General features: G+C 62.2%; 24 protein-coding genes. 15 read left to right on the top strand and 9 right to left on the bottom strand.

The features are described 5' to 3' along the window. Positions 1-2 precede the first annotated feature (2 nt). Together AC5STB_RS05730 and rbfA are read right to left on the bottom strand one after the other, a co-directional pair. Positions 3-752, bottom strand: coding sequence for a phosphodiester glycosidase family protein (locus tag AC5STB_RS05730; protein ID WP_495442012.1), 750 nt, complete (start codon positions 750-752; stop codon positions 3-5). Beyond that, on the bottom strand, positions 749-1,144 hold the full coding sequence (gene rbfA, locus AC5STB_RS05725) for a 30S ribosome-binding factor RbfA (protein ID WP_019295139.1): 396 nt from the start codon (positions 1,142-1,144) through the stop codon (positions 749-751). The genes AC5STB_RS05730 and rbfA overlap by 4 nt, the downstream gene beginning before the upstream one ends. An 86-nt stretch (positions 1,145-1,230) precedes the next feature. Between rbfA and dapB the strand changes: the two genes are divergently transcribed. Beyond that, on the top strand, positions 1,231-2,040 hold the full coding sequence (gene dapB / locus AC5STB_RS05720) for a 4-hydroxy-tetrahydrodipicolinate reductase (RefSeq protein ID WP_495442011.1): 810 nt from the start codon (positions 1,231-1,233) through the stop codon (positions 2,038-2,040). Positions 2,041-2,203: 163 nt separating this feature from the next. On the opposite strand, the gene AC5STB_RS05715 is transcribed toward dapB, so the two are convergent. Further along, positions 2,204-2,395 (bottom strand): DUF1674 domain-containing protein, encoded by a 192-nt coding sequence (locus tag AC5STB_RS05715; protein WP_495442010.1) that lies wholly within the window; start codon positions 2,393-2,395, stop codon positions 2,204-2,206. A gap of 77 nt (positions 2,396-2,472) precedes the next feature. Between AC5STB_RS05715 and AC5STB_RS05710 the strand changes: the two genes are divergently transcribed. The 8 genes from AC5STB_RS05710 (at position 2,473) to pnp (ending at position 13,496) form a co-directional block, all read left to right on the top strand. Continuing rightward, positions 2,473-3,735 carry an RsmB/NOP family class I SAM-dependent RNA methyltransferase gene (locus tag AC5STB_RS05710; protein ID WP_495442009.1) on the top strand — a complete coding sequence of 421 codons (1,263 nt, stop codon included), beginning with the start codon at positions 2,473-2,475 and terminating at the stop codon, positions 3,733-3,735. Positions 3,736-3,835: 100 nt separating this feature from the next. Next, positions 3,836-5,578, top strand: coding sequence for a heparinase II/III family protein (locus AC5STB_RS05705; protein ID WP_495442008.1), 1,743 nt, complete (start codon positions 3,836-3,838; stop codon positions 5,576-5,578). A 24-nt stretch (positions 5,579-5,602) separates the two neighbouring features. Next, positions 5,603-7,192, top strand: coding sequence for a bifunctional phosphoribosylaminoimidazolecarboxamide formyltransferase/IMP cyclohydrolase (gene purH, locus AC5STB_RS05700; RefSeq protein ID WP_495442007.1), 1,590 nt, complete (start codon positions 5,603-5,605; stop codon positions 7,190-7,192). 16 nt (positions 7,193-7,208) lie between these two features. Next, positions 7,209-7,691 carry a signal peptidase II gene (lspA, locus tag AC5STB_RS05695; protein ID WP_495442005.1) on the top strand — a complete coding sequence of 161 codons (483 nt, stop codon included), beginning with the start codon at positions 7,209-7,211 and terminating at the stop codon, positions 7,689-7,691. A 55-nt stretch (positions 7,692-7,746) separates the two neighbouring features. Beyond that, a complete protein-coding gene (locus AC5STB_RS05690) occupies positions 7,747-8,268 on the top strand; it encodes a DUF3035 domain-containing protein (RefSeq protein ID WP_495442004.1) in 522 nt (173 codons plus the stop codon). A gap of 175 nt (positions 8,269-8,443) precedes the next feature. Continuing rightward, positions 8,444-9,787 carry a M16 family metallopeptidase gene (locus AC5STB_RS05685; protein WP_495442003.1) on the top strand — a complete coding sequence of 448 codons (1,344 nt, stop codon included), beginning with the start codon at positions 8,444-8,446 and terminating at the stop codon, positions 9,785-9,787. Continuing rightward, positions 9,784-11,103 carry a M16 family metallopeptidase gene (locus AC5STB_RS05680; RefSeq protein ID WP_495442002.1) on the top strand — a complete coding sequence of 440 codons (1,320 nt, stop codon included), beginning with the start codon at positions 9,784-9,786 and terminating at the stop codon, positions 11,101-11,103. The genes AC5STB_RS05685 and AC5STB_RS05680 overlap by 4 nt, the downstream gene beginning before the upstream one ends. Positions 11,104-11,348: 245 nt before the next feature. Then, a complete protein-coding gene (pnp, locus tag AC5STB_RS05675; protein ID WP_495442001.1) occupies positions 11,349-13,496 on the top strand; it encodes a polyribonucleotide nucleotidyltransferase in 2,148 nt (715 codons plus the stop codon). 73 nt (positions 13,497-13,569) lie between these two features. On the opposite strand, the gene AC5STB_RS05670 is transcribed toward pnp, so the two are convergent. Continuing rightward, positions 13,570-14,448: a glycosyltransferase family 2 protein gene (locus AC5STB_RS05670; RefSeq protein ID WP_495442000.1), complete on the bottom strand. Its 879-nt coding sequence runs from the start codon at positions 14,446-14,448 to the stop codon at positions 13,570-13,572. On the opposite strand from AC5STB_RS05670, the gene AC5STB_RS05665 reads away from it, so the two are divergent. Next, positions 14,365-15,498 (top strand): glycosyltransferase, encoded by a 1,134-nt coding sequence (locus AC5STB_RS05665; protein WP_495441999.1) that lies wholly within the window; start codon positions 14,365-14,367, stop codon positions 15,496-15,498. The two genes, AC5STB_RS05670 and AC5STB_RS05665, sit on opposite strands and share 84 nt — an antisense overlap. A 183-nt stretch (positions 15,499-15,681) precedes the next feature. On the opposite strand, the gene AC5STB_RS05660 is transcribed toward AC5STB_RS05665, so the two are convergent. Then, positions 15,682-16,335 carry a peroxiredoxin gene (locus AC5STB_RS05660; protein WP_495441998.1) on the bottom strand — a complete coding sequence of 218 codons (654 nt, stop codon included), beginning with the start codon at positions 16,333-16,335 and terminating at the stop codon, positions 15,682-15,684. Positions 16,336-16,583: 248 nt separating this feature from the next. On the opposite strand from AC5STB_RS05660, the gene AC5STB_RS05655 reads away from it, so the two are divergent. After that, positions 16,584-18,023: an aldehyde dehydrogenase family protein gene (locus tag AC5STB_RS05655; RefSeq protein ID WP_495441997.1), complete on the top strand. Its 1,440-nt coding sequence runs from the start codon at positions 16,584-16,586 to the stop codon at positions 18,021-18,023. A 171-nt stretch (positions 18,024-18,194) separates the two neighbouring features. Here the strand turns inward: AC5STB_RS05655 and AC5STB_RS05650 are convergent, their stop codons facing one another. Both AC5STB_RS05650 and AC5STB_RS05645 read right to left on the bottom strand, forming a co-directional pair. Continuing rightward, on the bottom strand, positions 18,195-18,488 hold the full coding sequence (locus AC5STB_RS05650; RefSeq protein WP_495441996.1) for an AzlD family protein: 294 nt from the start codon (positions 18,486-18,488) through the stop codon (positions 18,195-18,197). Next, positions 18,481-19,194, bottom strand: coding sequence for an AzlC family ABC transporter permease (locus tag AC5STB_RS05645; RefSeq protein WP_495441995.1), 714 nt, complete (start codon positions 19,192-19,194; stop codon positions 18,481-18,483). Before AC5STB_RS05645 ends, AC5STB_RS05650 begins: the two co-directional genes overlap by 8 nt. A gap of 129 nt (positions 19,195-19,323) precedes the next feature. On the opposite strand from AC5STB_RS05645, the gene AC5STB_RS05640 reads away from it, so the two are divergent. Beyond that, on the top strand, positions 19,324-19,854 hold the full coding sequence (locus tag AC5STB_RS05640) for a helix-turn-helix domain-containing protein (protein ID WP_495441994.1): 531 nt from the start codon (positions 19,324-19,326) through the stop codon (positions 19,852-19,854). A gap of 9 nt (positions 19,855-19,863) precedes the next feature. Here the strand turns inward: AC5STB_RS05640 and AC5STB_RS05635 are convergent, their stop codons facing one another. Then, positions 19,864-20,517 carry an RluA family pseudouridine synthase gene (locus tag AC5STB_RS05635; protein ID WP_495441993.1) on the bottom strand — a complete coding sequence of 218 codons (654 nt, stop codon included), beginning with the start codon at positions 20,515-20,517 and terminating at the stop codon, positions 19,864-19,866. 135 nt (positions 20,518-20,652) lie between these two features. Between AC5STB_RS05635 and truB the strand changes: the two genes are divergently transcribed. Further along, positions 20,653-21,588, top strand: a complete 936-nt coding sequence (gene truB, locus AC5STB_RS05630; RefSeq protein ID WP_495441992.1) for a tRNA pseudouridine(55) synthase TruB — start codon at positions 20,653-20,655, stop codon at positions 21,586-21,588. A gap of 96 nt (positions 21,589-21,684) precedes the next feature. On the opposite strand, the gene AC5STB_RS05625 is transcribed toward truB, so the two are convergent. After that, positions 21,685-22,962 carry a hypothetical protein gene (locus AC5STB_RS05625; RefSeq protein ID WP_495441991.1) on the bottom strand — a complete coding sequence of 426 codons (1,278 nt, stop codon included), beginning with the start codon at positions 22,960-22,962 and terminating at the stop codon, positions 21,685-21,687. A 118-nt stretch (positions 22,963-23,080) separates the two neighbouring features. On the opposite strand from AC5STB_RS05625, the gene AC5STB_RS05620 reads away from it, so the two are divergent. Then, entirely contained in the window at positions 23,081-23,605 is a 525-nt protein-coding gene (locus AC5STB_RS05620; protein ID WP_495441990.1) for a DUF1643 domain-containing protein, read from the top strand. A 147-nt stretch (positions 23,606-23,752) separates the two neighbouring features. Beyond that, positions 23,753-24,736, top strand: a complete 984-nt coding sequence (locus AC5STB_RS05615; protein WP_495441989.1) for a calcium-binding protein — start codon at positions 23,753-23,755, stop codon at positions 24,734-24,736. The last annotated feature ends 77 nt before the right edge of the window (positions 24,737-24,813 follow it).

Raw genomic sequence — 24,813 nt, 5'->3', positions numbered from 1 at the left:
GCTCAGTCAGATGGCTGGGTGTCTTCAACCACGCCCACAATCGGGCCCATCATGAAACCGGCGTCGCTGCGGCCTAGCTGCGGTGCGTGCAGGCGCGAGATATTACCGTCAAAGTAAAGCGCATCGGGCAGCTTCAGATAGTCGCGGAACAGGCTGCCGAACTGGTGAAACGTCACCGCATTCCGCGAAATTGCAAAGACCGCGCGTGTACCGTCTGCCGAGGTGCCGACACCATTGCGGATGTAATAGCTGTCCGAATCGGGCAGGAAGCGAGGATGCAGCCCGCCGTCGATTACCAGCATCGGACCGGATTGGGTGGCATAGGTGCAGGCGGGGGCGGCCTTCTCAAACGCGAGGGTTTCAAACACATCGGCCCTGCCATCACGGATGCACAGCACGCCGTTGGGCAGCAGGCCAAAGTTGCCGGGCCCGGCATTGGTCACCAGCCGCATTTCCTCGCCGTCCTCATCGAGGTACAGGCCAACGGGGGAGCGGTCACTGTGGTACATACCGGCATTGGTAGCAAAGGCCAGTGCCTTGCCGTCTGCTGCCAGCGCCTCCTCCAGGGCGGAAAAATGCCCGTAAACCTGCCCTTCGCCGTCCTTCAGGAACAGCCGCAGCTGCTCCTGCGCAGCGTTCACTTCGCAGATTGAGTACCGGCTGCCCTCATAGGCCACATCGCTGCACTCGACTGCGCCAGCCGCAGGAGCGGTCCAAAGCGCTGCCAGCAGCAAGGCGGCCTTGCGGATCACTCTTCCACGTCGCGGCGCACCGCGTCCTGGCTCAGCATCCGGCGGGTTTCATCCATCTGGTCGAAGGTCTCGTCCAGCCGGAAGCGCAGATCCGGAGTGAACTTCAGACCCAGCTTCTTGCCGACCATCCGGCGCAGCTCGCTCTTGTTGCGGGCCAGCAGCTTCAGCACATCCTCCTGCCCCTTGCCGCCCAAGGGCAGCACAAAGGCGGTGGCGATTTTCAAATCGGGGGAGGTGCGCACCTCTCCCACGGTGATCGACATGCGGTTCAGGTCCGGGTCATGCACATCGCCGCGCGCCAGCACTTCAGAAAGCGAGCGGCGGATCAGTTCGCCGACGCGAAGCTGGCGCTGGGACGGGCCGGGGCCATCGTGGAATTTGTTCTTTGCCATAGTTCCGATCTATGCCGGATCGCAGGCTTTGCCAAGCGCTGCCGGGCGATGTAGGACAAAACCAGCTTGAACAAGGGAATGGGCCAATGACTCACAAACCAGGGATTGTGATTACCGGCGCATCGGGCCGTATGGGGCGGATGCTGATCAAGACGGTGCTGGAGAGCGGCAAGGCCACGCTGGCGGGGGCCGTGGAACGCGAAGGCCACGCGTGGGTCGGCCGCGATGTGGGTGAAGCAATGGGTGGAGCTCCGGTAGGCGTCACTGTGACCGCCGACGCGCTGGAGGCGTTTTCCAAGGCGCAGGCGGTCATCGATTTCACTGCGCCCGAGGCGACGCTGGCCTTTTCCAAACTGGCGGCGCAGGCCCGTGCGGTGCATGTGATTGGCACCACCGGCATGACGGACGCGCAGATTGCCCAGCTGGAACCGGCGTCGCGCCACGCGGTGATCATCCGCGCAGGCAACATGAGCCTTGGTGTGAACTTGCTGGTGCAGCTGACCAAGAAGGTTGCTGCCGCGCTGGATGAAGACTTCGACATCGAAGTGATCGAGGCGCATCACCACCACAAGGTGGACGCGCCTTCCGGCACCGCGCTGATGCTGGGCGAGGCGGCTGCCGAAGGCCGCGGTGTGAAGCTGGCGGATGTGCGCGATTCCGGCCGTGACGGCATCACCGGCGCCCGCAAACGCGGCGATATCGGTTTCACGGCCATCCGCGGCGGCGACATCGTGGGCGAGCATGACGTTCTGTTTGCCGCCGCAGGGGAGCGGATCGTGCTGCGGCATCTGGCCACCGACCGCGCGATCTTTGCCCGCGGCGCATTGAAAGCCGCGCTTTGGGGGCAGGATAAAGGCCCAGGCCAGTACGATATGGTGGATGTTCTCGGGCTTTAAAGTCAGAAAGGCGGCCCTTGCGGACCGCTGCCTCCCCTCCCGGCGGCATAGCCGCCTGCCGGGCAGCGGGACATGAGTATTTGGAGAAAGATGAAAGAACGGGGCTTCATTTCACCTTTCCGGAAATACTCCGGGGGTGCGGGGGCTGGCCCCCGCGCTGATCTCAGAAATCGACAGCGATGCCCTTTTTCTCCCAGTCGCCATAGCGCGCCGGATCCGGGCCATCGCGGCCGCCCAGCTCTGTAGGGCGCGGTGTCTGCGCCTCGGCCGCCTTGCGGCGTTCCTCCGCTTCGGCCAGGGCGCGCCGGGCGGCGGGCGGCAGGTCTTTCTGTTCAGGTGCAGTCTCGTCGCTCATCGCGGGTTCCTTTATGCTCTGCCCATGATATACGCCCCTGTCCCGCGCAAACAAGCCGCGCCCCAAGGAGTAGCCCCATGTCCGATGCCAATCACGCCCGCCGCACCGCGGTATACCTGCTGGATCAGGTGCTGGGAGAAGGGCGGCTATTGGCGGAATGCTATGCTGCGGGGGCTTTGGAGAAGCTGGTGCCGGAAGACCGCGCACGCGCGCAACGGCTGGCAGCGGAAACCCTGCGGAGCCTGGAGCGCGCTGACAGGGTCCTGAAAAAGCACCTGAAGAAATCCCCCCCGCTGATGGTCATGAACACCTTGCGGCTGGGAACAGTTGAACTCTGCTCCGGCGGTGCAGCGCATGGGGTCGTGAATGCCATGGTGGCGATAGTCTCCGGGCACCGCCGCCACGGGCAGCTGAAGGGGCTGGTCAACGCAGTGCTGCGCAAAGTGGCGGAAGACGGCCCGGCGGAATGGGCCAAACTGCGCACGCCGCGCTTGCCGAACTGGCTGAGGAAACCCTTGGTGCAGGCCTGGGGTGCTGAGGCGATGCTGGCTATGGAGGCCGCGCATTATGCGGGTGCTCCGCTGGATGTTACTGGCAAGCCGGGTGCGGACCTGCGCGCCCTTGGCGGAGAGATTGCGCCCACCGGGTCAGTGCGGATTGTAACTGCCGGGCAAGTGTCTTCGCTGCCAGGTTTCAATTCCGGCAGCTGGTGGGTGCAGGATGCCGCCGCCGCGCTGCCTGCCCGTATTCTGAACGTCCAGCCTGGCGAGCAAGTGCTGGAACTGTGCGCTGCTCCGGGCGGTAAAACCATGCAGATGGCTGCTGCGGGTGCCCGGGTAACGGCGGTCGATGTTTCGGAACACCGCGTGGCGCGGCTGAGGGAAAACCTGGAACGCACCGGGCTGCAGGCGGAGCTGGTCGTGGGCGATGCGCTGGAGCAGGCCGGTCAATACGATGCGGTGCTGCTGGACGCACCCTGTTCCGCCACCGGCACCATCCGCCGCCACCCGGATCTTCCGCACGCCAAGGATGGCAGTGAATTCGGTGCGCTGATTGAACTGCAGGCGCAGATGCTGGCCCATGCCTGGACGCTGGTAAAGCCTGGCGGACGGCTGATGTTCTGCACCTGCTCGTTGCTGCCGGACGAAGGTGAATGCCACGCCGAGGAGGCGCTGGACATGTTCCCGGAGATGTCGGCAGACCGCGAGGCGCTGCAAATCGCGGGCGTGGAACCTGACTGGATTACCGAAGAAGGCGGCCTGCGTCTGCGTCCGGATTACTGGCCGGACCGCGGCGGAATGGACGGCTTCTACATGGTCCTGCTGCGTAAATCCGCGTGACACCGGCAGGTCTCCGGCATTCGCCGGTGACTCGCCGCGGCCCCCGCGTTATGCTCCTCTCCAAAACGCCCTGGCAAACTCCGGCGTGAGGCAGAAGAGCATGTCCACATATGACAGAATGGCAGGCCGCGGCACCCGGCTGCTGAACCGCTATTACGCCTGGCGCGCGCGCAGCCAGCCGGCTGCAACCGGGTTTGTCTCACAGCCCGAACCGCGCACCATCGGCAGTTTTGCCCGCGGCCGTCAGCTGGTCGCGGGCAACCTGCTGTTTGCGGGCTATCTGGTCGAATCGCCCGAGACAGGGTTGTGGGAGGTTACAGCACCTGATGCCGCCTTTGATGCGGAACGGCATGGGTTTGCCTGGCTTGACGACCTGGCGGCAGTGGGGGACTTCAAGGCACGGCTGAAGGCGCAGAAATGGGTCTGGGGCTGGATTGAGCAGCATGGGCGCGGCGGCGGCTTGGCTTGGCTGCCGGATCTGACGGGGCGGCGGGTGATCCGCTGGATCAATCACGCACTGTTCCTGCTGAGCGGCAAGGAAAAGGATGACACGGAGGCGTTCTACGGCTCTTTGGCGCAGCAGACATGGTACCTGGCGCAGCGCTGGCAGGGCGCGCCGCCTGGGCTGCCGCGGTTCGAGGCGCTGTGCGGGCTGATCTACGCAGGCCTTGCCTTGCAAGGCCGCGAGGAGCTGGCCGACCCGGCGGTCAAGGCGCTGGCGGCGGAATGCGATGCGCAGATTGATGCCCAGGGGGGGCTGCCGACCCGCAACCCGGAAGAATTGCTGGAAGTGTTCACCCTTCTGACCTGGGCGGCGGCGGCCCTGCATGAGGCGGGCCGGATGGTTCCGCCTGCCCACACCGCCGCCATCGAGCGGATAGCCCCCACCCTGCGCACCCTGCGCCATAGCGACGGCGGTCTGGCACGATTCCACGGCGGCGGCCGCGGGCTGGAAGGGCGGTTGGATCATGCGCTGGCCGCCAGCCACGTGGCAGAGCGTCATGCAGATGGGCTGGCGATGGGGTTCGCCCGGTTATCGGCGCGGCGCACGTCGGTGATCGTTGATGCATCGGCGCCGCCCAAGGGCAAAGCGTCCTGCAACGGCCATGCTTCGACCCTGGCGTTTGAACTGGCCTCGGGGCGGCGGCCGCTGATCGTGAACTGCGGATCGGGCGAATCCTTTGGTGTGGAGTGGCGCCGCGCCGGGCGGGCAACGCCGTCGCACAGCACTTTGTGCATCGAAGGTCATTCCAGCGCCAGGCTGGCTGCACCGCACAAGACCACTGGCCAAGAAGAGCTGATCGAGGCACCCGATGACGTGCCGTTGGACATTTCTGATCTGCCTGACGGTTTCCGGTTCCAGGGCGGCCACAACGGTTATGCCGCGCATTTCGGCCTGACCCATGCCCGCACGCTGGATCTTTCCTTTGACGGCCGCGCCTTGGCGGGGGAGGACATGCTGCTGGCGCTGGAAGGCCCGGCCAAGGCGCGCTTTGATAAGGCCGGCAGCAGCACCCCTGACGGCGGTGTCAGCTTTGATATCCGCCTGCATCTGCACCCGGAGGTGGATGCAACACTTGACTTGGGCGGCGCAGCAGTATCCATGGCGCTCAAGAGCGGGGAAATCTGGGTGTTTCGTCATGACGGCGCGTGCCGTCTGCGGCTGGAGCCAAGCGTTTTCCTGGAAAAGACCCGCTTGAAGCCGCGTGCGGCAAAGCAGATCGTTTTATCCGGGCGGGCGATGGGATATGCCACCCGCGTCCGGTGGACGCTCAGCAAGGCGCAGGAAACTGCCATTGCCGTGCGCGACCTGAACCGGGACGAGCCCGAGACGTTTGACTGAGCCTTTAAAAGGACCTGCCCTGCCATGACCGACCTTCACCCCGTACGCCGTGCGCTGCTTTCCGTATCCGACAAGACCGGCCTGATTGAGCTGGGCCAGGCGCTGGCCGCGCGCGGTGTCGAGCTGCTGTCCACCGGCGGTTCCGCCAAGGCGCTGCGCGACGCAGGGCTCACCGTGAAGGATGTCTCTGAGGTCACCGGCTTTCCGGAAATGATGGACGGCCGGGTCAAGACCCTGCACCCGATGGTGCATGGCGGCCTGCTGGCGTTGCGCGACAACGACACCCACGTCGCCGCGATGAATGAGCACGGCATCGGCGCCATCGACCTGCTGGTCGTAAACCTGTACCCGTTTGAGGCAGCGCTTGCTCGCGGTGCTGACTACGATGAGATGATCGAGAACATCGATATCGGCGGCCCGGCGATGATCCGCGCGGCGGCCAAGAACCACGCCTTCGTCAACGTTGTTGTGGATGTCGAGGACTATGACAAACTGCTGGGAGACATGGACCAGCACAACGGCGCAACCTGCCCGCGCTTCCGCCGCAAGCTGGCGCAAAAGGCATATGCCCGCACTGCGGCCTATGATGCTGTGGTTTCCAACTGGCTGGCGGGTGAGCTGGAATTGCAAGCGCCCAAGCGCCGTGCCTTTGCCGGTGAACTGAAGCAGACTCTGCGCTATGGCGAGAACAGCCACCAGACCGCGGCCTTCTACACCGATGGCTCGAACCGTCCGGGCGTTGCTACTGCAGTCCAGCTGCAGGGCAAGGAACTGAGCTACAACAACATCAATGACACTGATGCAGCCTATGAACTGGTGGCGGAGTTCGACCCGGCTGAAAGCCCCGCAGTTGCGATCATCAAGCACGCCAACCCCTGCGGCGTCGCCAAGGGGGCGACCCTGGCAGAGGCCTACCAGAAAGCCTTCGACTGCGACCGCACATCGGCCTTCGGCGGTATCGTGGCCCTGAACCATCCGCTGGACGCGGAGACTGCGGCCAAGATCACCGAGATTTTCACTGAGGTGGTGATTGCACCGGGCGCGTCGGAAGAGGCCAAGGAGATCTTTGCTGCAAAGAAGAACCTGCGTCTTTTGCTGACCGACAGCCTGCCGGATCCGCGCAAGCCCATCGTGGCCTATAAGCAAGTGGCCGGCGGTATGCTGGTGCAGGACAAGGACGTCGGCTACGTCGGCATGGATGACTTGAAGGTGGTGACCGAGAAGGCGCCCTCTAACGCCCAAATGCAGGACCTTCTGTTTGCCTGGAAGGTCGCCAAGCACGTCAAGTCGAATGCCATTGTCTATGTGAAGGATAATGCAACCGTCGGCGTCGGCGCGGGCCAGATGAGCCGTCTGGACAGCGCCAATGTGGCAGCGGCTAAGGCCGGCCGCATGGCTGCGGAATTGGGCCTGGAAGAAAACCTTGCCAAGGGCTGTGCTGTGGCATCGGATGCCTTTTTCCCCTTTGCAGACGGTCTGCTGGAAGCCGCCGCGGCCGGCGGTGCCTGCGTGATCCAGCCGGGCGGCTCTATGCGCGATGACGAGGTGATCAAAGCGGCCAACGAGAAAGGCCTCGCCATGGTCTTCACCGGCATGCGCCACTTCCGTCACTAAGCAGGGCGAATAAGACATGGCAGCACGTTGGATGATCTGGGGCGCGGTCCTCTCCTTTCTGGCGGATCAGGCCAGCAAATACCTGGTGGTCCACTGGATGGGGCTGGACCAGCGCCACCGGATCGACGTGCTGCCGCCGTTTCTCAACTTCCGCTACGGCGAGAACACCGGAATTAACTTCGGCCTGTTCGGCGGTGGTGACGAAGCGTCGCGCTGGATCCTGATCGGGCTGTCGGTGGCCATCTGTATTGCCGTGGCTGTGTGGATTCTGCGGACGCAAAAAACGTCACGGGGCATGCAACTGTCCGCCGGGCTGGTGATCGGCGGTGCGCTCGGCAATGTCGCGGACCGGCTGTTGTACGGCTACGTGCTGGACTTCCTCAACACGTCGTGTTGCGGCATTCAGAATCCGTTTGTGTTCAACGTCGCGGACATCTTCATTTTCGGCGGTGCTGCAGGACTGATTTTCTTTGACGGACGGCATAAAAAGCCTGCGTAGACCTCGCCGGGCAATTGCGTTACAAGCGCTGGGAAACAGGCAGGAGTTTGGGGCAATGCGGATCCCTTTCGGAGTGATCATTCTGGCTGGCGCGCTGGCAGTTTCCGGCTGCGCGCAAAAAGGGCTGCGCGTGCTCCAAAAGCCGGGGACCGGCCCGGATGAGTTTCTGGTCCTTCCAGGCAAACCGCTGAGCTCGCCGGAAAGCTATGCCTCGCTGCCCGTGCCGACGCCCGGCGGCGGCAACCTGACCGATCCCAACCCGCGGGGTGATGCGGTCGCTGCGCTGGGCGGCAAGCCTGGCGCCCTGGTGCCGGCAGCCGGCGTGCCGTCAGGCGACGCGGCGCTGGTCACGGCCTCCAGCCGCTACGGTGTGGAGCCGGGCGTGCGCGAGACGCTGGCCACGGAGGACGCGAAGTTCCGTCACCGCAACCGTCATCTGGGGCGGATTAAGATCGTGCCTGTAGACCGCTACGAGCAGCTGTACCGGAAGCAAAGCATTGACCCCTTTGCCGTCAGCGACCAGTACCGCAGGTCTGGTGCGGCCACGCCCTCGTCACCGCCTGAAGAAGAGTCCTGATCCCTCACTTTTCTGCCAGCCGGCCTTGTATGGCGGCTGCAGCAGCGTAGGTTGACAGCAGTCTTTCTGCTGGCAAAGGACGGTGAATTGTGGCTGCATCGATCGAAATGAACATAAGAGCAGTAAACGCACCGTGCCGGGCAACGGCAGAGGTGCAGAAATTGGAGGATGCCAGATGATCCAGAGGATCACATTGGCCGCCGCAGCGTTGAGCGCTGCCTTGTCCGTCCCCGCACGGGCACAGGAAGAGGCGGTGACCGCGTTCACCCTGGACAATGGCATGGATGTGGTGGTGATTGAGGATCACCGCGCCCCGGTCGTGCAGCAAATGGTCTGGTACCGGGCCGGATCCGCGGATGAGCCGCCGGGTCAGTCCGGGGTCGCCCATTTCCTGGAGCATCTCCTGTTCAAGGGCACTGACAAGCTGGCCCCGGGTGAGCTGTCTGCCACGGTGCGGGCCAATGGCGGCCAGGACAATGCCTTTACCAGTTACGACTACACTGCCTATTTTCAGCGCGTCGCCGCCGACCGGCTGGAACTGATGATGCAGATGGAAAGCGACCGGATGACCAACCTCCGCCTCAGCGAAGAGGACATCGCCACCGAGCGCGAGGTCATTCTGGAGGAGCGCAACCAGCGCACTGACAACGACCCGGTGGCACTGTTCCGGGAGCAGCTGCAGGCCGTGCAATACCTTAATCACCGTTACGGCCAGCCGGTGATCGGCTGGCGCCACGAGATGGAAAGCCTGGACATGGAGGACGCGCTGTCCTTCTACCACACCTACTATGCGCCCAATAACGCCATACTGGTTGTGTCCGGCGATGTGGCGCCGGATGAGGTGAAGGCGCTGGCGGACAAGTATTATGGCGTGATTCCGGCCAATCCAGATTTGCCAGAGCGTTTCCGCAGCCAGGAACCGCCGCAGACTGCCGCCCGCCGCTTGACGTTCAAGGATTCGCGTGTGGCGCAGCCCTATGTGCAGCGCTCATACCTGGCGCCGGAGCGAGACAGCGGTGACCAGCAAAAGGCCGCGGCGCTTTACCTGCTGGCGGAGCTTTTGGGTGGCGGCAACACCTCCTATCTGGCGAACGCGCTGCAATTCGACCAGCAGGTCGCGGTTTACACTGGCGCGTTTTACTCCGGCAGCACGCTGGATGATACGTCGTTCACCCTACTGATCGTGCCCGCAGAAGGCACCAGCATGGAGCAGGCAGAGGCAGCCTTGGACGCAACCATTGCCCGGTTCCTGGAGGAAGGCGTGGACGAGAACCAGCTGGATCGGATCAAGCTGCAATTGCGCGCCGCCGAAATCTACGACCGCGACAACGTGAACGGTATCGCCAACCGGTACGGGCAGGCGCTTAGCATCGGGTTGAAGGTGAAGGATGTGCAGGATTGGCCAAAGATCCTGCAATCGGTGACAGCTGATGAAATTATCGCTGCCGCAAATGAAGTCTTGCGGCCGGAAACATCTGTCACGGGCTGGATGACGCGCAGCCAGGAGGTGACCCAATGACCGTGCTGAAATTTTTCACCGCCGCGCTGACAGCCTGTTTCCTGGCGTTGCCAGCGTGGGCCGGGATCAAGATTCAGGAAGTCACATCGCCTGGCGGCATCACGGCTTGGCTGGTAGAGGATCACGCGATCCCCTTCTCCGCGCTTGAGCTGCGCTTTCGCGGCGGCACGTCGCTGGATGCGCCCGGAAAGCGGGGCGGGGTCTACTTGATGACAGGTTTGCTGGAAGAGGGCTCCGGCGATCTGCGTGCGCAGGACTATGCACGGGCATTGCAGTCTCTGGCGGCGGAATTCAGCTATGACGCCGACAAGGATTCGGTGTCCATTTCCGCCCGTTTCTTGACTGAAAACCGCGATGAGGCTGTGGCGCTGCTGCGCCAGACCCTGTTTGAGCCGCGGTTCGATCAGGATGCGCTGGACCGGGTGCGGGCGCAGGTTCTGGCCGGGTTGCGCTCCGATGCCAAGAACCCGAACAATATCGCTGGCCTGGCCTTTGCCAAAATGGCCTATGGCGATCACCCCTATGGCAGTGACGGCAAGGGCACCTTGGAAACAGTGGCCGCGCTCAGCCGTCAGGACGTTTTTGATGCCTATGAGGCGGTATTTGCCCGCGACAGGCTCTATGTCAGTGCCGTCGGCGACATCACCGCAGACGAGCTTGGCACGCTTCTGGATGATCTTCTGGGCGAGTTACCCGCCAAGGGCGCGCCGATTCCCGGCCCGGCAAAGGTGAACATCGAGGGCGGGGTGACCGTGGTCGATTTCGACACCCCGCAGTCGGTGGCGCTGTTCGGTCAGAAGGGCATCAAGCGCGACGATCCGGAATTCTTCACCGCTTATGTGATGAACCAGATCCTGGGTGGCGGCTCCTTTGAAACCCGGCTGATGACAGAGGTTCGGGAAAAGCGCGGGCTGACCTACGGGGTTTATTCCTACTTGGTGCCGCGGGATCTGGCGGCGGTCTACATGGGCTCGGTGGCCTCTGCCAACGGCAAGATGGCAGAGGCGGTTGATGTGATCCGGGGCGAATGGCGCCGCATGGCGGAGGAAGGCGTGACGGAGAAAGAGCTGAAGGACGCCCAGACCTATCTGACTGGCGCCTATCCGCTGCGTTTCGATGGTAACAGCCGCATCGCTTCGATCCTTGCGGGTATGCAGATGGACGATCTGCCTGTCAGCTATGTGGAAACCCGCAATGACCAGATCAACGCGGTCACGCTGGAGGATGTGAAGCGTTTTGCGGCCAAGTTTATGGACCCGGACGGGTTGCATTTCACCATTGCAGGCCGCCCGGAAGGCTTGGAAACCACCAATTGATTCAGGACAGGCGGGGTACGCGGCGCGCCTGATGTCCAACCTCAGCACGCAGCCGTCTACTGCGGCGGCGTGCTGCCGCTTTCCCTTTCATTTTGCCTGAAACTCCTGTATGGGCGGGCCTGTCTGAGACGATGTGCCAAGGCCCCGGCACGCGAAAGAAAGATAGATGGGGCCGGCGGCAATGGGGCCGCCACGCAAACGGGAGACCCGGAGGGCCGGGAGTGCTCCCAATTAGGATACGCTAGATGTTTAACGTCACTAAAAAATCGATGCAGTGGGGCGAAGAGACGCTCACACTGGAAACCGGCAAGGTTGCCCGCCAGGCTGATGGCTCTGTGATTGCCACGCTGGGCGAAACCTCTGTCATGGCCAACGTGACCTTTGCCCGTCAGCAGAAGCCCGGCCAGGACTTCTTCCCGCTGACCGTGCACTACCAGGAAAAATACTACGCTGCGGGCAAGGTGCCCGGCGGCTTCTTCAAGCGCGAAGCGCGCCCGACCGAAAAAGAAACCCTGACCGCGCGCCTGATCGACCGTCCGATCCGCCCGCTGTTCGTTCCCGGCTTCAAGAACGAAGTTCTGGTGATGTGCACCGTGCTGTCGCACGATCTGGTCAACGACCCGGACATGGTTGCAATGATCGCGGCGTCGGCAGCACTGACCCTGTCTGGCGCGCCGTTCATGGGTCCGATCGCAGGCTGCCGCGTTGGTTTCGAGGATGGCGAATACGTCCTGAACCCGACCGTGGATGACATGCAGGACCTGCGCCTGAACCCGGAACAGCGTCTGGATCTGGTTGTTGCCGGCACCAAAGACGCTGTGATGATGGTGGAATCGGAAGCTTACGAACTGTCCGAAGCAGAAATGCTGGGCGCGGTGAAGTTTGCGCATGAGCAGATCCAGCCGGTTATCGACCTGATCATCGCGCTGGCCGAAGAAGCCGCAAACGAGCCGTTCGACTTCACCCCGCCGGATTACTCCGAGCTGTATGAAGCCGTTAAGGCCGCCGGCGAAACAGAGATGCGCGCCGCATTTGCGATCAGCGACAAGCAGGAGCGCACCGCCGCTGTTGCCGCTGCCCGCGAGACCATCAAGGCTGCCCTGTCCGAAGAACAGCTGGAAGATGCCAACCTGGGTTCCGCGCTGAAAAAGCTGGAAGCCGGCATTCTGCGCGGTGACGTTGTCAAAACCGGCAAGCGTATCGACGGCCGCAAAACCGACGAAATCCGTGACATCGTGTCTGAAACCGGCCTGCTGCCGCGGACCCACGGTTCTGCCCTGTTCACCCGTGGTGAAACTCAGGGTCTGGTTGTGACCACTCTGGGCACCGGCGACGACGAGCAGTTCATCGACGCGCTGCACGGCAACTTCAAATCCAACTTCCTGCTGCATTACAACTTCCCGCCGTACTCGGTTGGTGAAGTTGGCCGCGTGGGCCCTCCGGGCCGCCGCGAAATCGGCCACGGCAAGCTGGCATGGCGCGCGCTGCAGGCGGTTCTGCCCGCGGCAACCGACTTCCCCTACACCATCCGCGTTGTCTCCGAGATCACCGAATCGAACGGTTCGTCCTCAATGGCATCGGTCTGCGGCGGTTCGCTGTCGATGATGGATGCGGGTGTTCCGCTGAAAGCACCGGTTGCCGGCGTCGCCATGGGTCTGATCCTGGAAGACGACGGTTCCTATGCGATCCTGTCCGATATTCTGGGTGACGAAGACCACCTTGGCGACATGGACTTCAAAGTGGCGGGTACCGAAAACGGCATCACCTCGCTGCAGATGGACATCAAGGTCGCCGGCATCACGCCTGAGATCATGGAGAAAGCCCTGGCACAAGCCAAGGACGGCCGTATCCACATCCTGGGCGAAATGGCGAAAGCTCTGACCGAAGCCTCTGAGTTCTCGGTCCACGCTCCGCGCATCGAGACCATGCAGATCCCGACCGACAAGATCCGCGAAGTGATCGGTTCCGGCGGCAAGGTGATCCGCGAGATCGTCGAAGTGTCCGGCGCCAAGGTCGACATCAATGATGATGGCGTGATCAAGATCGCAAGCCCCAACGGCGAAGCCATCAAGAAGGCCTATGACATGATCTACTCGATCGTGGCAGAGCCGGAAGAGGGCGCCATCTACACCGGTAAGGTTGTGAAGATCGTCGACTTCGGCGCCTTCGTGAACTTCTTCGGCAAGCGCGACGGCCTGGTGCACGTGTCCCAGATCGAAAACCGCCGCCTGAACCATCCTTCTGACGTTCTGAAGGAAGGCCAGGAAGTGAAAGTGAAGCTCCTGGGCTTTGACGACCGCGGCAAGGTCCGCCTGTCGATGAAGATCGTTGATCAGGAAACCGGCGAGGAAATTCAGCCGGAGAAGAAAGAAAAGGCCCAAGCCGAGGAGTAACCTCCGGCGGCAGGTACAAGAAAGCCCCGGCATTTTGCCGGGGCTTTTTCTTTGAGCCAAAGGTGTTTTGAAATCAGCGGCGTTCGTGCGCGCCGCGCAGCCAGGTCAGCCGCATCTGTTCGGCGATCATGGCCAGACGCAACCGGTAGGCACAGCCCCAGACCTGCAGAACCTGCCGGGAACTCAGCTCAGGATCCTTGATGGCGCGCCGAAGGAGTTTGGTCGGAGGAATGATCTTCTTGATTGGCGGAATGTAGTAGCGGAACCGGAAATTTCCGGCGCTGCGGATTTTGGCGCCCAGGATACGCCGGGCTTTGGTCGCCAGAGCGTCAAAACTCTCACGGGCCGGGTGCCCGACAATCACGTCAGGGGTATAAACCAGCTCAAGCCCGTTGGCTTTCGCGCGCCTGCTCCATTCCATGTCTCCGCCGGACAGCGCTTGTCCGTCGAACAATCCGACTTGTTCAAATGCTGCCCGCCGCACAAAGACGTTGGCAGTGGCGGCCCTGCCTTGGCTTGCATACCGCTCCTGCTGCAAGCAGGTCAGGCGGTCATAGATCTCGGGCACTGTCCAGTCCGAACCGGCGGGCTCCAGCTCTACCGCGCCTGAAAACCGCTGGACGCCGGGATGCTCCTTGAACGTGCGCAGGCCGTTTTCGATGTAGCTGCGCCTGGGCGTGCAGTCCGCATCGGTAAAGAACAGCAGGTCAGTCTTTGCTTCTGCAATGCCTGCGTTCCGTGCCGCGTAGGATCCTGGTTTCGGCTCCCAGATGACACGTGCGTTCCGGGGAAGGACCAGGTCATCCGGAACGTCGTCATTTTCCGCGTTGTTGACAACAATTATCTCAAAAACCGACAGCTCCACCGTTTGATCACCGAGATGATCAAGGCAGCGCTGCAGCAGGGGCCAGCAATGGTAGGTCGGAATGATTACGGATGCGGTGAGATTCAACAGACTGCCCTATCTCCAGGTGTCCCGGCGGTGCCGGTTGCGCGGCGAACGTCTTGCCATTATTCCTGCCGCATGTCCATATCGCCCCCTTTCAGAATCACGGTTGCTGCGCTGACGCGGCAACGCCCTGCCATGCTTGCTGCACTTGTCCGCAGCTGGGGCAGAATGGACATCCCAGAGGGCTGCGAAGTCCGCTGTCTTGTCGTTGAAAACGATACTGTCGCCTGCAGCGAGTCCGTGGTCGAAGAAGCCGGGTCTATGCCAAATGGTGTTGCGCTTGATTATGTGCTGGAAACAGAACTGGGTATTCCGTTTGGACGGAACCGCGCGGCCAAGGAAGCAATCGCCAACGGTTCGGACGTCTTGGCGTTTGTCGACGACGATGAGACTGTTGCGCAGGACTGGCTGGTACGGCTGACCGAGGGTTTCCGTGCCAGCGGCGCCATGCTTGTCGGCGCACCACTGCGTGCCGCTCCGGTTCATGAGGGCGCCGGTCTCGTGCAGCGCCTGATGCACGCAAATATTGCCAACCGGTATTTGCGGAAAGAGAATCGGGCCGCCCGAAAAGCCAGCCTGCAGGACTCCGGCCCTGTAACCACCGTAACGAACAACTGGATGGCTGATCTTAGGCTGTTCACCGAGCACGGCCTGTGGTTCGACGAGGCTATGCGGATGACCGGCGGTACTGATGCGAAGTTTCACGCTGAAACACGGGCCAAGGGCCTGCCGGTCGGCTGGGTCAAGGATGCCTTTGTTTATGAAGAAGTCCCGCAGCAGCGCTTGTCGTTCTGGTACCAGACCCTGCGCGCGCGCGATCAGGTGAATACCAATTTGCGGCGGAAGTTCGATGAAAGTTTCGGCTCTGGTCTGGCGCGGATGATGGCGCTGCCGTTCAAGATGCTTCTTCTGGTTTGCTTGCTGCTTGTCCTGCCGTTTCAGCCGCAGCAGCGTCTGATGGATGTGGCGCGGACACTCGGCTGGGTGCTGGGCGCATTGGGCATCCTGGTCGGATACCGGTCCGAATTGTATCACAAGGTGACGGGCACCTGATCAGCTATCACAGGCATTGGCTAAGCTTCGGATTGCCTGCCTGACCGCTTGTCATCTGCACGGCTGATTTCGCAAATTTGTCCCTGTACCGGCTCTCAATACGCTGTGCGGAATGCATCGGGTCTGCCTGCGAAAGATGCGGGCGCAGAGAATTGCGCCCGCATAGTATTTGCAAGAACAGCCTTATTCCGGCGCCTTCACCTTGCGCAGGTATGGGAAGATGGTCTCGAACTCACCGAATTTCGCCTTGGCGTCTTCATTTGAAACAGTCGGCGGAATGATCACGTCTTCGCCCGGCACCCAGTTGGCCGGGGTTGCGACGCCCTTGCCGATCGACATCTGCAAGCCGTCCAGCGCCCGCAGGATTTCTGCAAAGTTGCGGCCTACTGTCATCGGGTAAGTCATCGACAGCTTCAGCTGTTTGTCCGGGCCGATGATGAACACCGACCGCACAGTGGCGCTGTCGGCAGGCGTGCGGCCGTCAGGCAGGTAGGCTTCGGCAGGCAGCATGTCGAACTCCTTGGAGACCGCCAGGCCATCGTCGGCGATGATCGGGAAACCCGGCGCAGCCTTGCCGTACTCCTCGATGTCCTTTTTCCACTTCTTGTGGTCCTCGACACCATCGACTGAAACGCCGATTACTTTGGTGTTGCGCTTGGCCCACTCGTCGCTCAGCTGTGCGACGGCCGAGAATTCGGTGGTGCAGACCGGGGTGAAATCCTTGGGGTGGGAAAACAGAATCGCCCAGCTGTCGCCGATCCAGTCATGGAAGGTGATGGTGCCCTGGTCCGTTTCTGCAGTAAAATCCGGGACCGTGTCGTTAATGCGCAAACCCATGGCGGTATCTCCTTGTCAGTTAAGTATCGAGTCGTCTTGACTGCTACTTAAGTACCTTAACGCAACCATAAAGCCGCCGTACAAGGAAACCGCAAAATATCAACGCCCCGGAGGGGCATTGACAGCGCCTGCAATAATTTGATCAAATTACGCAGCAAATACCCTTGCCCCCTTTGCAGTGCAGTGACAGAGTGGCCGCAAAACCGGCATGCCAGTGCCAGGAATACATCAGAATTGGGAGTTCCCAGATGATCGAGAAACGCGATTTTTATATCAACGGGCAGTGGGTCGCCCCCTCTGCAGCCAATGATTTTGAGGTGATCAATCCCTCGACCGAAGAGCCTTGCGCTGTGATCTCGCTGGGATCGGAAGCTGACACCAACGCTGCTGTGGCTGCGGCCAAGGCGGCGCTGCCGGGCTGGATGGCCACCCCGGTAGAAGAGCGTATCGCGCTGGTTGAAAAGCTGGTCGATGTTTATGAGGCCCGGGCCGAAGACCTTGCCCAGGCGATGTCGCTGGAAATGGGAGCGCCGATCGACATGTCGCGCAGCTCCCAGGTTGGGGCAGGCAGCTGGCATCTTCGCAACTTCATCGCCGCGGCCAAGGAGTTCCCCTTTGACGCGCCGCTGAACGACCGCAGCCCGAACGACCGCATCATTCATGAGGCGGTCGGTGTCTGTGCTCTGATCACGCCCTGGAACTGGCCGATGAACCAGGTGACGCTCAAGGTCGGTGCCGCGGCTGTGGCCGGCTGCACCATGGTGCTGAAGCCGTCAGAGCAGAGCCCGCTCAACGCGATGCTCTTTGCTGAGCTGATGGATGAGGCCGGTTTCCCGAAGGGCGTGTTCAACCTGGTGAACGGTGACGGCCCGGGCGTTGGCTCGCAGCTGACCACTCATCCGGATGTGGACATGATCTCCTTCACCGGCTCTACCCGCGCAGGCATTGCAATCACCCAGGCCGCGGCACCAACGCTAAAAAAAGTGGATCTGGAACTGGGCGGCAAGGGTGCCAACGTGATCTTTGAGGATGCCGACGAGAAGGCCGTGAAGCGCGGTGTGCTGCACATGATGCAAAACACCGGTCAGAGCTGCAACGCGCCCAGCCGCATGCTGGTCCAGAACAGCATCTATGACCGGGTGGTGTCCGAGGCGGCGGAAGTCGCTGCCAAGGTTGAGGTCGGCCCGGCTGATCAGCAAGGCCGCCATATTGGTCCGGTTGTGAACGAGATGCAGTGGAACAAGATCCAGGACCTGATCCAAAAGGGCATCGACGAAGGTGCCCGGCTGGTGGCTGGCGGGACCGGCCGCCCGGATGGCCTGAACAAAGGTTACTATGTCAAACCCACTGTTTTTGCCGATGTGAACAACCAGATGACCATCGCGCGCGAGGAAATCTTTGGACCGGTTCTGTCGATCATCCCATTCGAGACCGAAGAGGAAGCAATCGAGATATCCAACGACACGCCTTATGGCCTCACCAACTATGTGCAGACCCAGGACGGCGCCCGTGCCAACCGCATGGCCCGCGCCCTGCGCTCCGGCATGGTGGAGATGAACGGCAAGTCCCGCTCGGCAGGCTCGCCCTTTGGCGGCATGAAACAGTCCGGCAAAGGCCGCGAAGGCGGTAAATGGGGGATCGAAGACTTCCTCGAAGTGAAGGCTGTCGGCGGCTGGGCTGCCGAATAAGCCCGCTGCTTTTGAGGAACGGAGAGCCGCCCTATGGGCGGCTTTCTTTTTGGCTGTTGCTGCCAGGGTGGCACTCCCGCTTCCTCAAGATCCCCGGCGTGCCGGGCGGTCTTCAGCCTTGGGCCTGGCCCGTGCTGCGCACGGGCAGGCTGGTGCAATACGCAAGGTGGCTCAGAAATAGGCTCTAAGCAAACAGATCGCGGCGATACCGGCGCTCATTGTCAGCGGCAGGCTGCGGGTGATCAGCGCCACAATCAAGGCGGCTGCGCCTGCAGCCCATTCCTGCGGCCCGCCCTGCATCAGCAGATAGGTGACCAGCGACAGGATCAGGCAGCCCGGCAGCGCCTGCAGCCCGCGCGCCCAAGGGCCGTGGTCCGGCAGCCGCCGGCCCAGCATATAGCCCGATAGCCGCACGGCAAACGTGGCGGCGGCTAGGCTAAGGATCAGGGTCCAGGTCTCAGTCATCACCCAGCACTCCTGCGATTGCGGCACCACCCAGCCCGCCCAGAATCAATGTCCAGGTGGGATCCAGCGGGGTAAACAGCCCGGCCAGCAGCACGATGGCACCGGAACCGGCCCACGGCAGAAGCATGGCGTTGCCGCTCCACAATGATCGCAGGATGGCGATGAAGGCGGCAGTGAAGGCAAAATCCATGCCCAGGGCGCGGGGTTCCGGCACTGCCGCGGCGAAACCTGCCCCCGCCACCGTGGCCAGCACCCAGACCGCGACCAGCCCCAATCCGCCGCCTACCAGATACCAGTAACCGGCGCACATGCCGCGGGCGCGCATGGCGTGCATCAGCGCCCAGTTCTCATCCGTGGCCAGATGCACCCCCAAGAGGATTTGCCACCAGGGACGCCCGGCCAGTTCATCCCGCAGCGACGCAGTGATCAGCAACAGCCGAAGATTCAGTGCGAGGCCCGCCAGCAGGGCGGCGCCGGCACCGGCGCCTGCCAGCAGCCGCTCAACCGCGATGATTTGAGAAGAGCCGGCAAAGACGATGGTCCCCATCACCCCTGTCTGCAGCCCGTTCATCTGCGCCTGGGCGGCGAGCAGGCCAAAGGCCACCCCATAGACAGCAACGCCCACTGCCAGCGGCAGGATGTCCCGCAACCCGGCCAACAGCTGGCCGCGGGCGGCAGGAAGGGCAGTAATGTCCTGAACGGTCATTGCATGGCTCCTCTGGAATCGGGTGAGATGTTCATTTAAACCGAACGCGAGGTTTCTATACCGAACGAACGAAGTGTTCGTCAAGTCGAACGATGGGATGAAATATTGAACACATCAGCACCCCAAAAGATGATAGCCGCGGCCATCCAGCGAGAGCGCAGCCGCGCGGGAAAGTCGCTTTCGGCCCTGGCAGCGGATGCGGGCATCGCCAAGTCGACGGTGTCCCAGCTGGAGGCAGGTAACGGAAACCCCAGCGTAGAGACGCTTTGGGCACTGGCGGCAGCGCTGGACATCCCGCTGAGCCTGCTGTTTGAAACCGAGGCGCCTGCAACCCGGCTGATCCGCGCGGATGAGGGCGAGGTGCTGGCATCGGAGCAGTCGGATTTTGCCGCCGTGCTGCTGTCCCGTAGCCCGCCCAATGTGCGGCGGGACGTCTACCGGGTGGTCATGCAGCCCGGAGAGATCCGCCGCGCCCAGCCGCATCCGCGCGGCACGGTGGAGCATATGCTGGTTTGTTCCGGTCAGATGCGGGCCGGGCCGGATGGGCAGGAGGAGCTTTTGCAGCCGGGGGACTATTTCACCTACCCAGGAGACCACCCCCATACCTACGAGGCGCGGCAGAACGGGACGATGTTCCTGATGGTGATGGAGGCGCCTTGACCGGCGTGTTCAGAATTCAGGCTTCACCCGGAATTTCAGCGATTCACCGCTGTCCGGATGTTTGATCCGCAATTCCTCTGAATGCAGCATCAGGCGCGGATGCTCCAATGCGGCACCAGCGGCATAGAGCGGATCGCCCAGGATCGGGTGGCCCAGCGACAGCATATGCACCCGCAGCTGATGCGAACGGCCTGTCTTGGGGGTCAGCCGCACCCGTGTTGCATTGTCCTCATACTTCATCACCCGCCAGTCGGTGACGGCAGGCTTGCCGGTTTCATGGCAGACCATCTGTTTCGGCCGGTTCGGCCAGTCGACGATCAGCGGCAGGTCCACGGTGCCGCTGCGCGGCTCCAGCTTGCCCGCCACACGTGCCACATAAGCCTTCTTTGCTGTGCGCTTTTCAAACTGCATCGACAAGTGCCGCTGCGCATGCGGGGTGAGGCCGAAGACCATGACGCCGGAGGTGTCGCGATCAAGCCGGTGCACCAGCAATGTCTCGGGGAAGGCTGCCTGGACACGGCTGATCAGGCAGTCGGCCAAGTGCTCGCCCCGGCCCGGGACCGACAGCAGCCCGGCAGGCTTGTTCACCGCCAGCAGCTCGGCGTCATGGTGCAGAATCTCCAACGGGTCCTGCGGCGGGGTGTAATCGCTTGAAACGGCCATGGGGGTGCCTACTTCGTGATCGGAACAAGGGCAAGCGGCGCCGCGCGGCTTTCCCGCCTGCCTTGCCTTTGCTAAATTGACACTGTCCCGGCGATCCGGTAACCGGCGCGCCTCACGTATACATGGGGACGATGCATGGCACGCAAACGCAAAGGGCGCGATATTTCCGGCTGGCTGGTGGTGGACAAGCCCGCGGGGCTGACCTCTACGGCGGTTGTGAACAAGGTGCGCTGGGCGCTGGAGGCCAAAAAGGCCGGCCATGCGGGCACTTTGGACCCGGAGGCAACCGGCGTTCTGGCGGTGGCGCTGGGCGAGGCGACCAAGACCGTTCCCTATATCACCGATGCGCTGAAGGCTTACACTTTCACCGTGCGGCTGGGGCAGGCGACCAACACCGACGATGCCGAGGGCGAGGTAATTGCCGAAAGCGCTGAGCGCCCCTCCGACGAACAGATCAAGGAGGCGCTGCAGCCCTTCCTGGGCGAGATCATGCAGGTGCCGCCGAAGTTCTCTGCGGTGAAGATCGACGGCCAGCGCGCCTACAAGCTGGCCCGCGACGGAGAGGATGTTGAAATCGAGGCCCGCCCGCTGTGGGTCGAAGAGCTCATCATGCTGGACCGCCCCGACGAAGACCACGTGGTGCTGGAAATGACCTGCGGTAAGGGCGGCTATGTGCGCTCGATCGCCCGCGATCTGGGCGCGGCGCTGGGCTGCCACGGCCACGTCAAAGAGCTGCACCGGATCTGGTCAGGCCCGTTTGACGCTGCAGAGGATGGTATCCCGCTGGAAGAGATCGACCGCTTGGCCCGTACTCCGGAACTGGACGCATTCCTGCGCCCGTTGGAGGAAGGCCTTGCAGAACTGCCCGAAGTCAAATGCACGCCCGAGGGCGCTGTCCGGCTGCGTAACGGCAATCCAGGCATGGTGATGCCCAATGACGAGGTCGAATACGGAGATGAGGCCTGGGCCTCTCTGGATGGCCACGCGGTGGCCGTTGGCGTCTACAAGTCCGGGACCCTGCATCCCAGCCGGGTCTTCAATCAGGACCAAGCGCCGGTTAACAAGGCGTAACTTTTTGGGTCAGCAAGTTTGACCGGATGTTTCGCGCGCGAAACATTCGGGCAGCAGCGCTGACCTAAATATCCCTGGCGTGCTGAACGGCCTTGCTCAGGCTGGGGTGGCAGTCCCGTTAATCCCGAGCACTGAGTAGTATTCCTGTGCGGTCAGAATGACACTAGCCCGCGCACCGTCTTCTGCGCTGATCTGATTGCCTGCCGCATCGCGCCAGCGGTCTTCCTCCGTTGAAAAATCGTCATGGAATGCAATGCTGATGCCTGACTGGTCGCCGGGCAGCGTTGCGATACCGGCACCGTCCATGGCGATCAGGGTGTTGCCCTGGCCCGCGTCATATTCGATGGTCAGCCCGGCTATTGCGTCTTCCAGGTGAAAATCCGGAAGTGTGCCGTGGCTGGAAACAACAGGAAAATCAATCAGCAACTGATCTTCCACTGGGTCGAAATCGGTGACGTCTGCCGCTGGGGTGCCGGGGTCAAACACATTGGTGAACGCGTGGAAGCTGTCCGCCCCCGCGCCGCCGGTTGCGGTGGTGCCTGGTCCGATCCACAGGTGGTCGTCCCCGGTGCCGCCGTTGAGCACATCGCCATCGTTCCCGATCCTGGTCAAATCGCCAGGATAATGATTGTAGGAGCTGCTGAAAAAAACCGAGCCGCTGCCGCTGAATAGCCAGTCGTTGCCTGAGCCGCCAGACAGGGTATCCGCGCCGCTCTCGCCAAAGATCACATCATCACCTGCTGTGCCCGTCAGTACGTCGCCCCCGGGGGTGCCCCTGATCGCATCCAAGGCAAAGGGAGGACTTGTTTCAGGATCCTCGAACCGCACCGTGCTGGCGGCCGCGCCATGGCCGTCCAGAAAATCCACCTCAATCGCTTCTCCGTCCCCCAGAGTGATACCTGGCAATGTCAGGAGTGTTCTTTGGTTGAGCGTGTCAACGAACCGCAGGCCGGTGCCATCCTCCGTCTCGAACAACTCAGTGTATCCGTTGTCCATGGCGAACGCGAGTTGATCGGCTGCCAGTTCAAAATCCTCGATCACCGTTTCCCGGCTGCCTTCATCGGCAATGATAAACCGGTCACGGCCTTCACCGCCCTGCGCAGAATTGCCCGCGTTCAGGTGCAGTTCGTCGTCACCGCCGCCGCCTGCCAGCAGATCCCGGTCGCCCGCGTTACCCGACAACGTGTCATTTCCAGTGCCGCCTTCAAGAACGTCGTCAATACCGTCTGCGCCAGTCCTTGCTACAGTTTGAGCCGGCTGGTCTGGCTCATCCGGCTCCTCCGTTTCGGGTGATCTTTCGGGCTCGGCATCTGTATCGTCATAGCCAACCGCTATGGCTGAACCTGCAAGTGCAAGAAAAATGAGAAGTTCCATATCGCTCCGGCTAGTATAACTGACAATGCTTCGGGCGGGGGAATTGCGCCTGATCTTCCCGTTCAGATTGTGCGATGACCGCTTGGAACGCAACCTCTGCCGCAGTAGAAGCGTCCGCATGATTGTCCGCAGCCACATCAAGGGGGATGCGCCCTCAACCGCCGTCTATTCAGATTGCGAGACGTACCGCTACAGCCTGACCCGGGTCTGGGATCCGGCCGGGCGCAAGGTGATGTTCGTGATGCTGAACCCTTCCACTGCTACCGAAGTGCAAAACGACCCGACCATCGAACGCTGCGAGCGCCGCGCCCGGGCCCTGGGCTTTGGCGGATTTCGAGCCACCAACATCTTTGCCTGCCGTGTGACCGATCCGCGCGAGATGCGCCGTCTGGATGCACCGGAAGGGCCGGACAACATGATGGCGATACTGGAGGGTATGGATTGGGCGGATATGGTGATCTGCGCTTGGGGCACCCATGGCGAACATCGCGCCCAGGGCGCGCGGGTTGCAGCTGCGCTGCAAGCCACCGGGCAGCCGCTCCATCATCTTGGTCTTAGCAAGAAAGGCCACCCCAAACATCCCTTGTATATCGCCTATAGCCAGCAGCCGCTGTTATGGGAGCTGGAGGGGCGCTGTCCTTAACCGGCATTAACTGATGTTCTTGTTTTGTTTTGCCTAGCGCTGAGCTTTGGATGATTGTTGTGTGAGTATTTTCATTCCTCTTGAGTTGAGTCGGCGATGTTGTGGTTGGCAAGTTTACTGGGTCTGGTTGCGGTCGGGGGGGCGGTTATGGTGGAAACCGAGCCTGAGGAAGAAGAGGACACCGGCGCGCAGGCTGATGCTGAAATCGCGGGGAGCGGTCTGGACGGCGGTTACATCGAGCCGCACGGGGAGGATTCAGCTGCAGCTGAAGGCGAGGCGGCGAACGCTGGCAGCGGGGAGCCCGTGTCCGGCACCGAAGATGGCGATGTGCTGGCGGGCAGCGCGCTGGAGGACTGCATCAGCGGCGGCGGCGGTGATGACCAGATCGGCGGCTATGGCGGTGATGACTGGCTTGAGGGCGGTCCCGGCAGCGATGTATTGCATGGCGGCGGCGGTGATGACAGCCTGTTTGGCGGCGCCGATGCGGATTTGCTGCACGGTGAAGACGGTGACGACGTCCTGCAGGGCGGCGGCGGCGAAGACAGTCTGTACGGGCATTTTGGCAATGACAGCCTGCTGGGCGGCAGCGGCGCGGATGTGCTGCATGGCGGCGGGGATAACGACTGGCTGGAGGGCGGCAGCGGCGCGGACACGCTGCATGGCAATGACGGCGGCGACAGCCTGTCTGGCGGTGCAGGCGAAGATGCGCTGTTCGGTGGTACTGGCAATGACGTTGTGTCCGGCGCCGGGGATGATACGGAGCAGGACTTTGTAAATGGCGGCGACGGCGACGACACCCTGATTGCCGGGGCCGGGGATGTGCTGACTGGCGGTGCGGGCGCAGACCAGTTCACGGCCGGCAGCTGGACCGGCACAGCGGAGAATGTGCAACTGGTGGACTATGACGGGGCAGAGGATCAGCTGGTGCTGGTCTGGGATTATAACGGCGGTGCAGAGCCCTCCGTCGAGGTGCAGCAGAACCCGGATGACGATGATGAGCATCTTGTCCTTGTTGACGGGGAACCAGCCCTGCGGGTCGCTGGCGCCGAGGGGCTGACAGCTGAGGATCTCGTGCTGATCGACACCGCCTCTGCCGCCGCCGCCGGGATGCTGCCGCTGCCGGGCAGCTGACCCTGTACCGCCAACAGTTATCCTTTGCCTTTGCGGCATAAACATCATATACGCCCGCATCTGCTGCGATTCTGCGG

Source organism: Leisingera sp. CC-HEC093, assembly GCF_059429195.1.
Note: the sequence above shows the minus strand (reverse complement) of the source record. Positions and strands in the feature narration are given on the sequence as shown.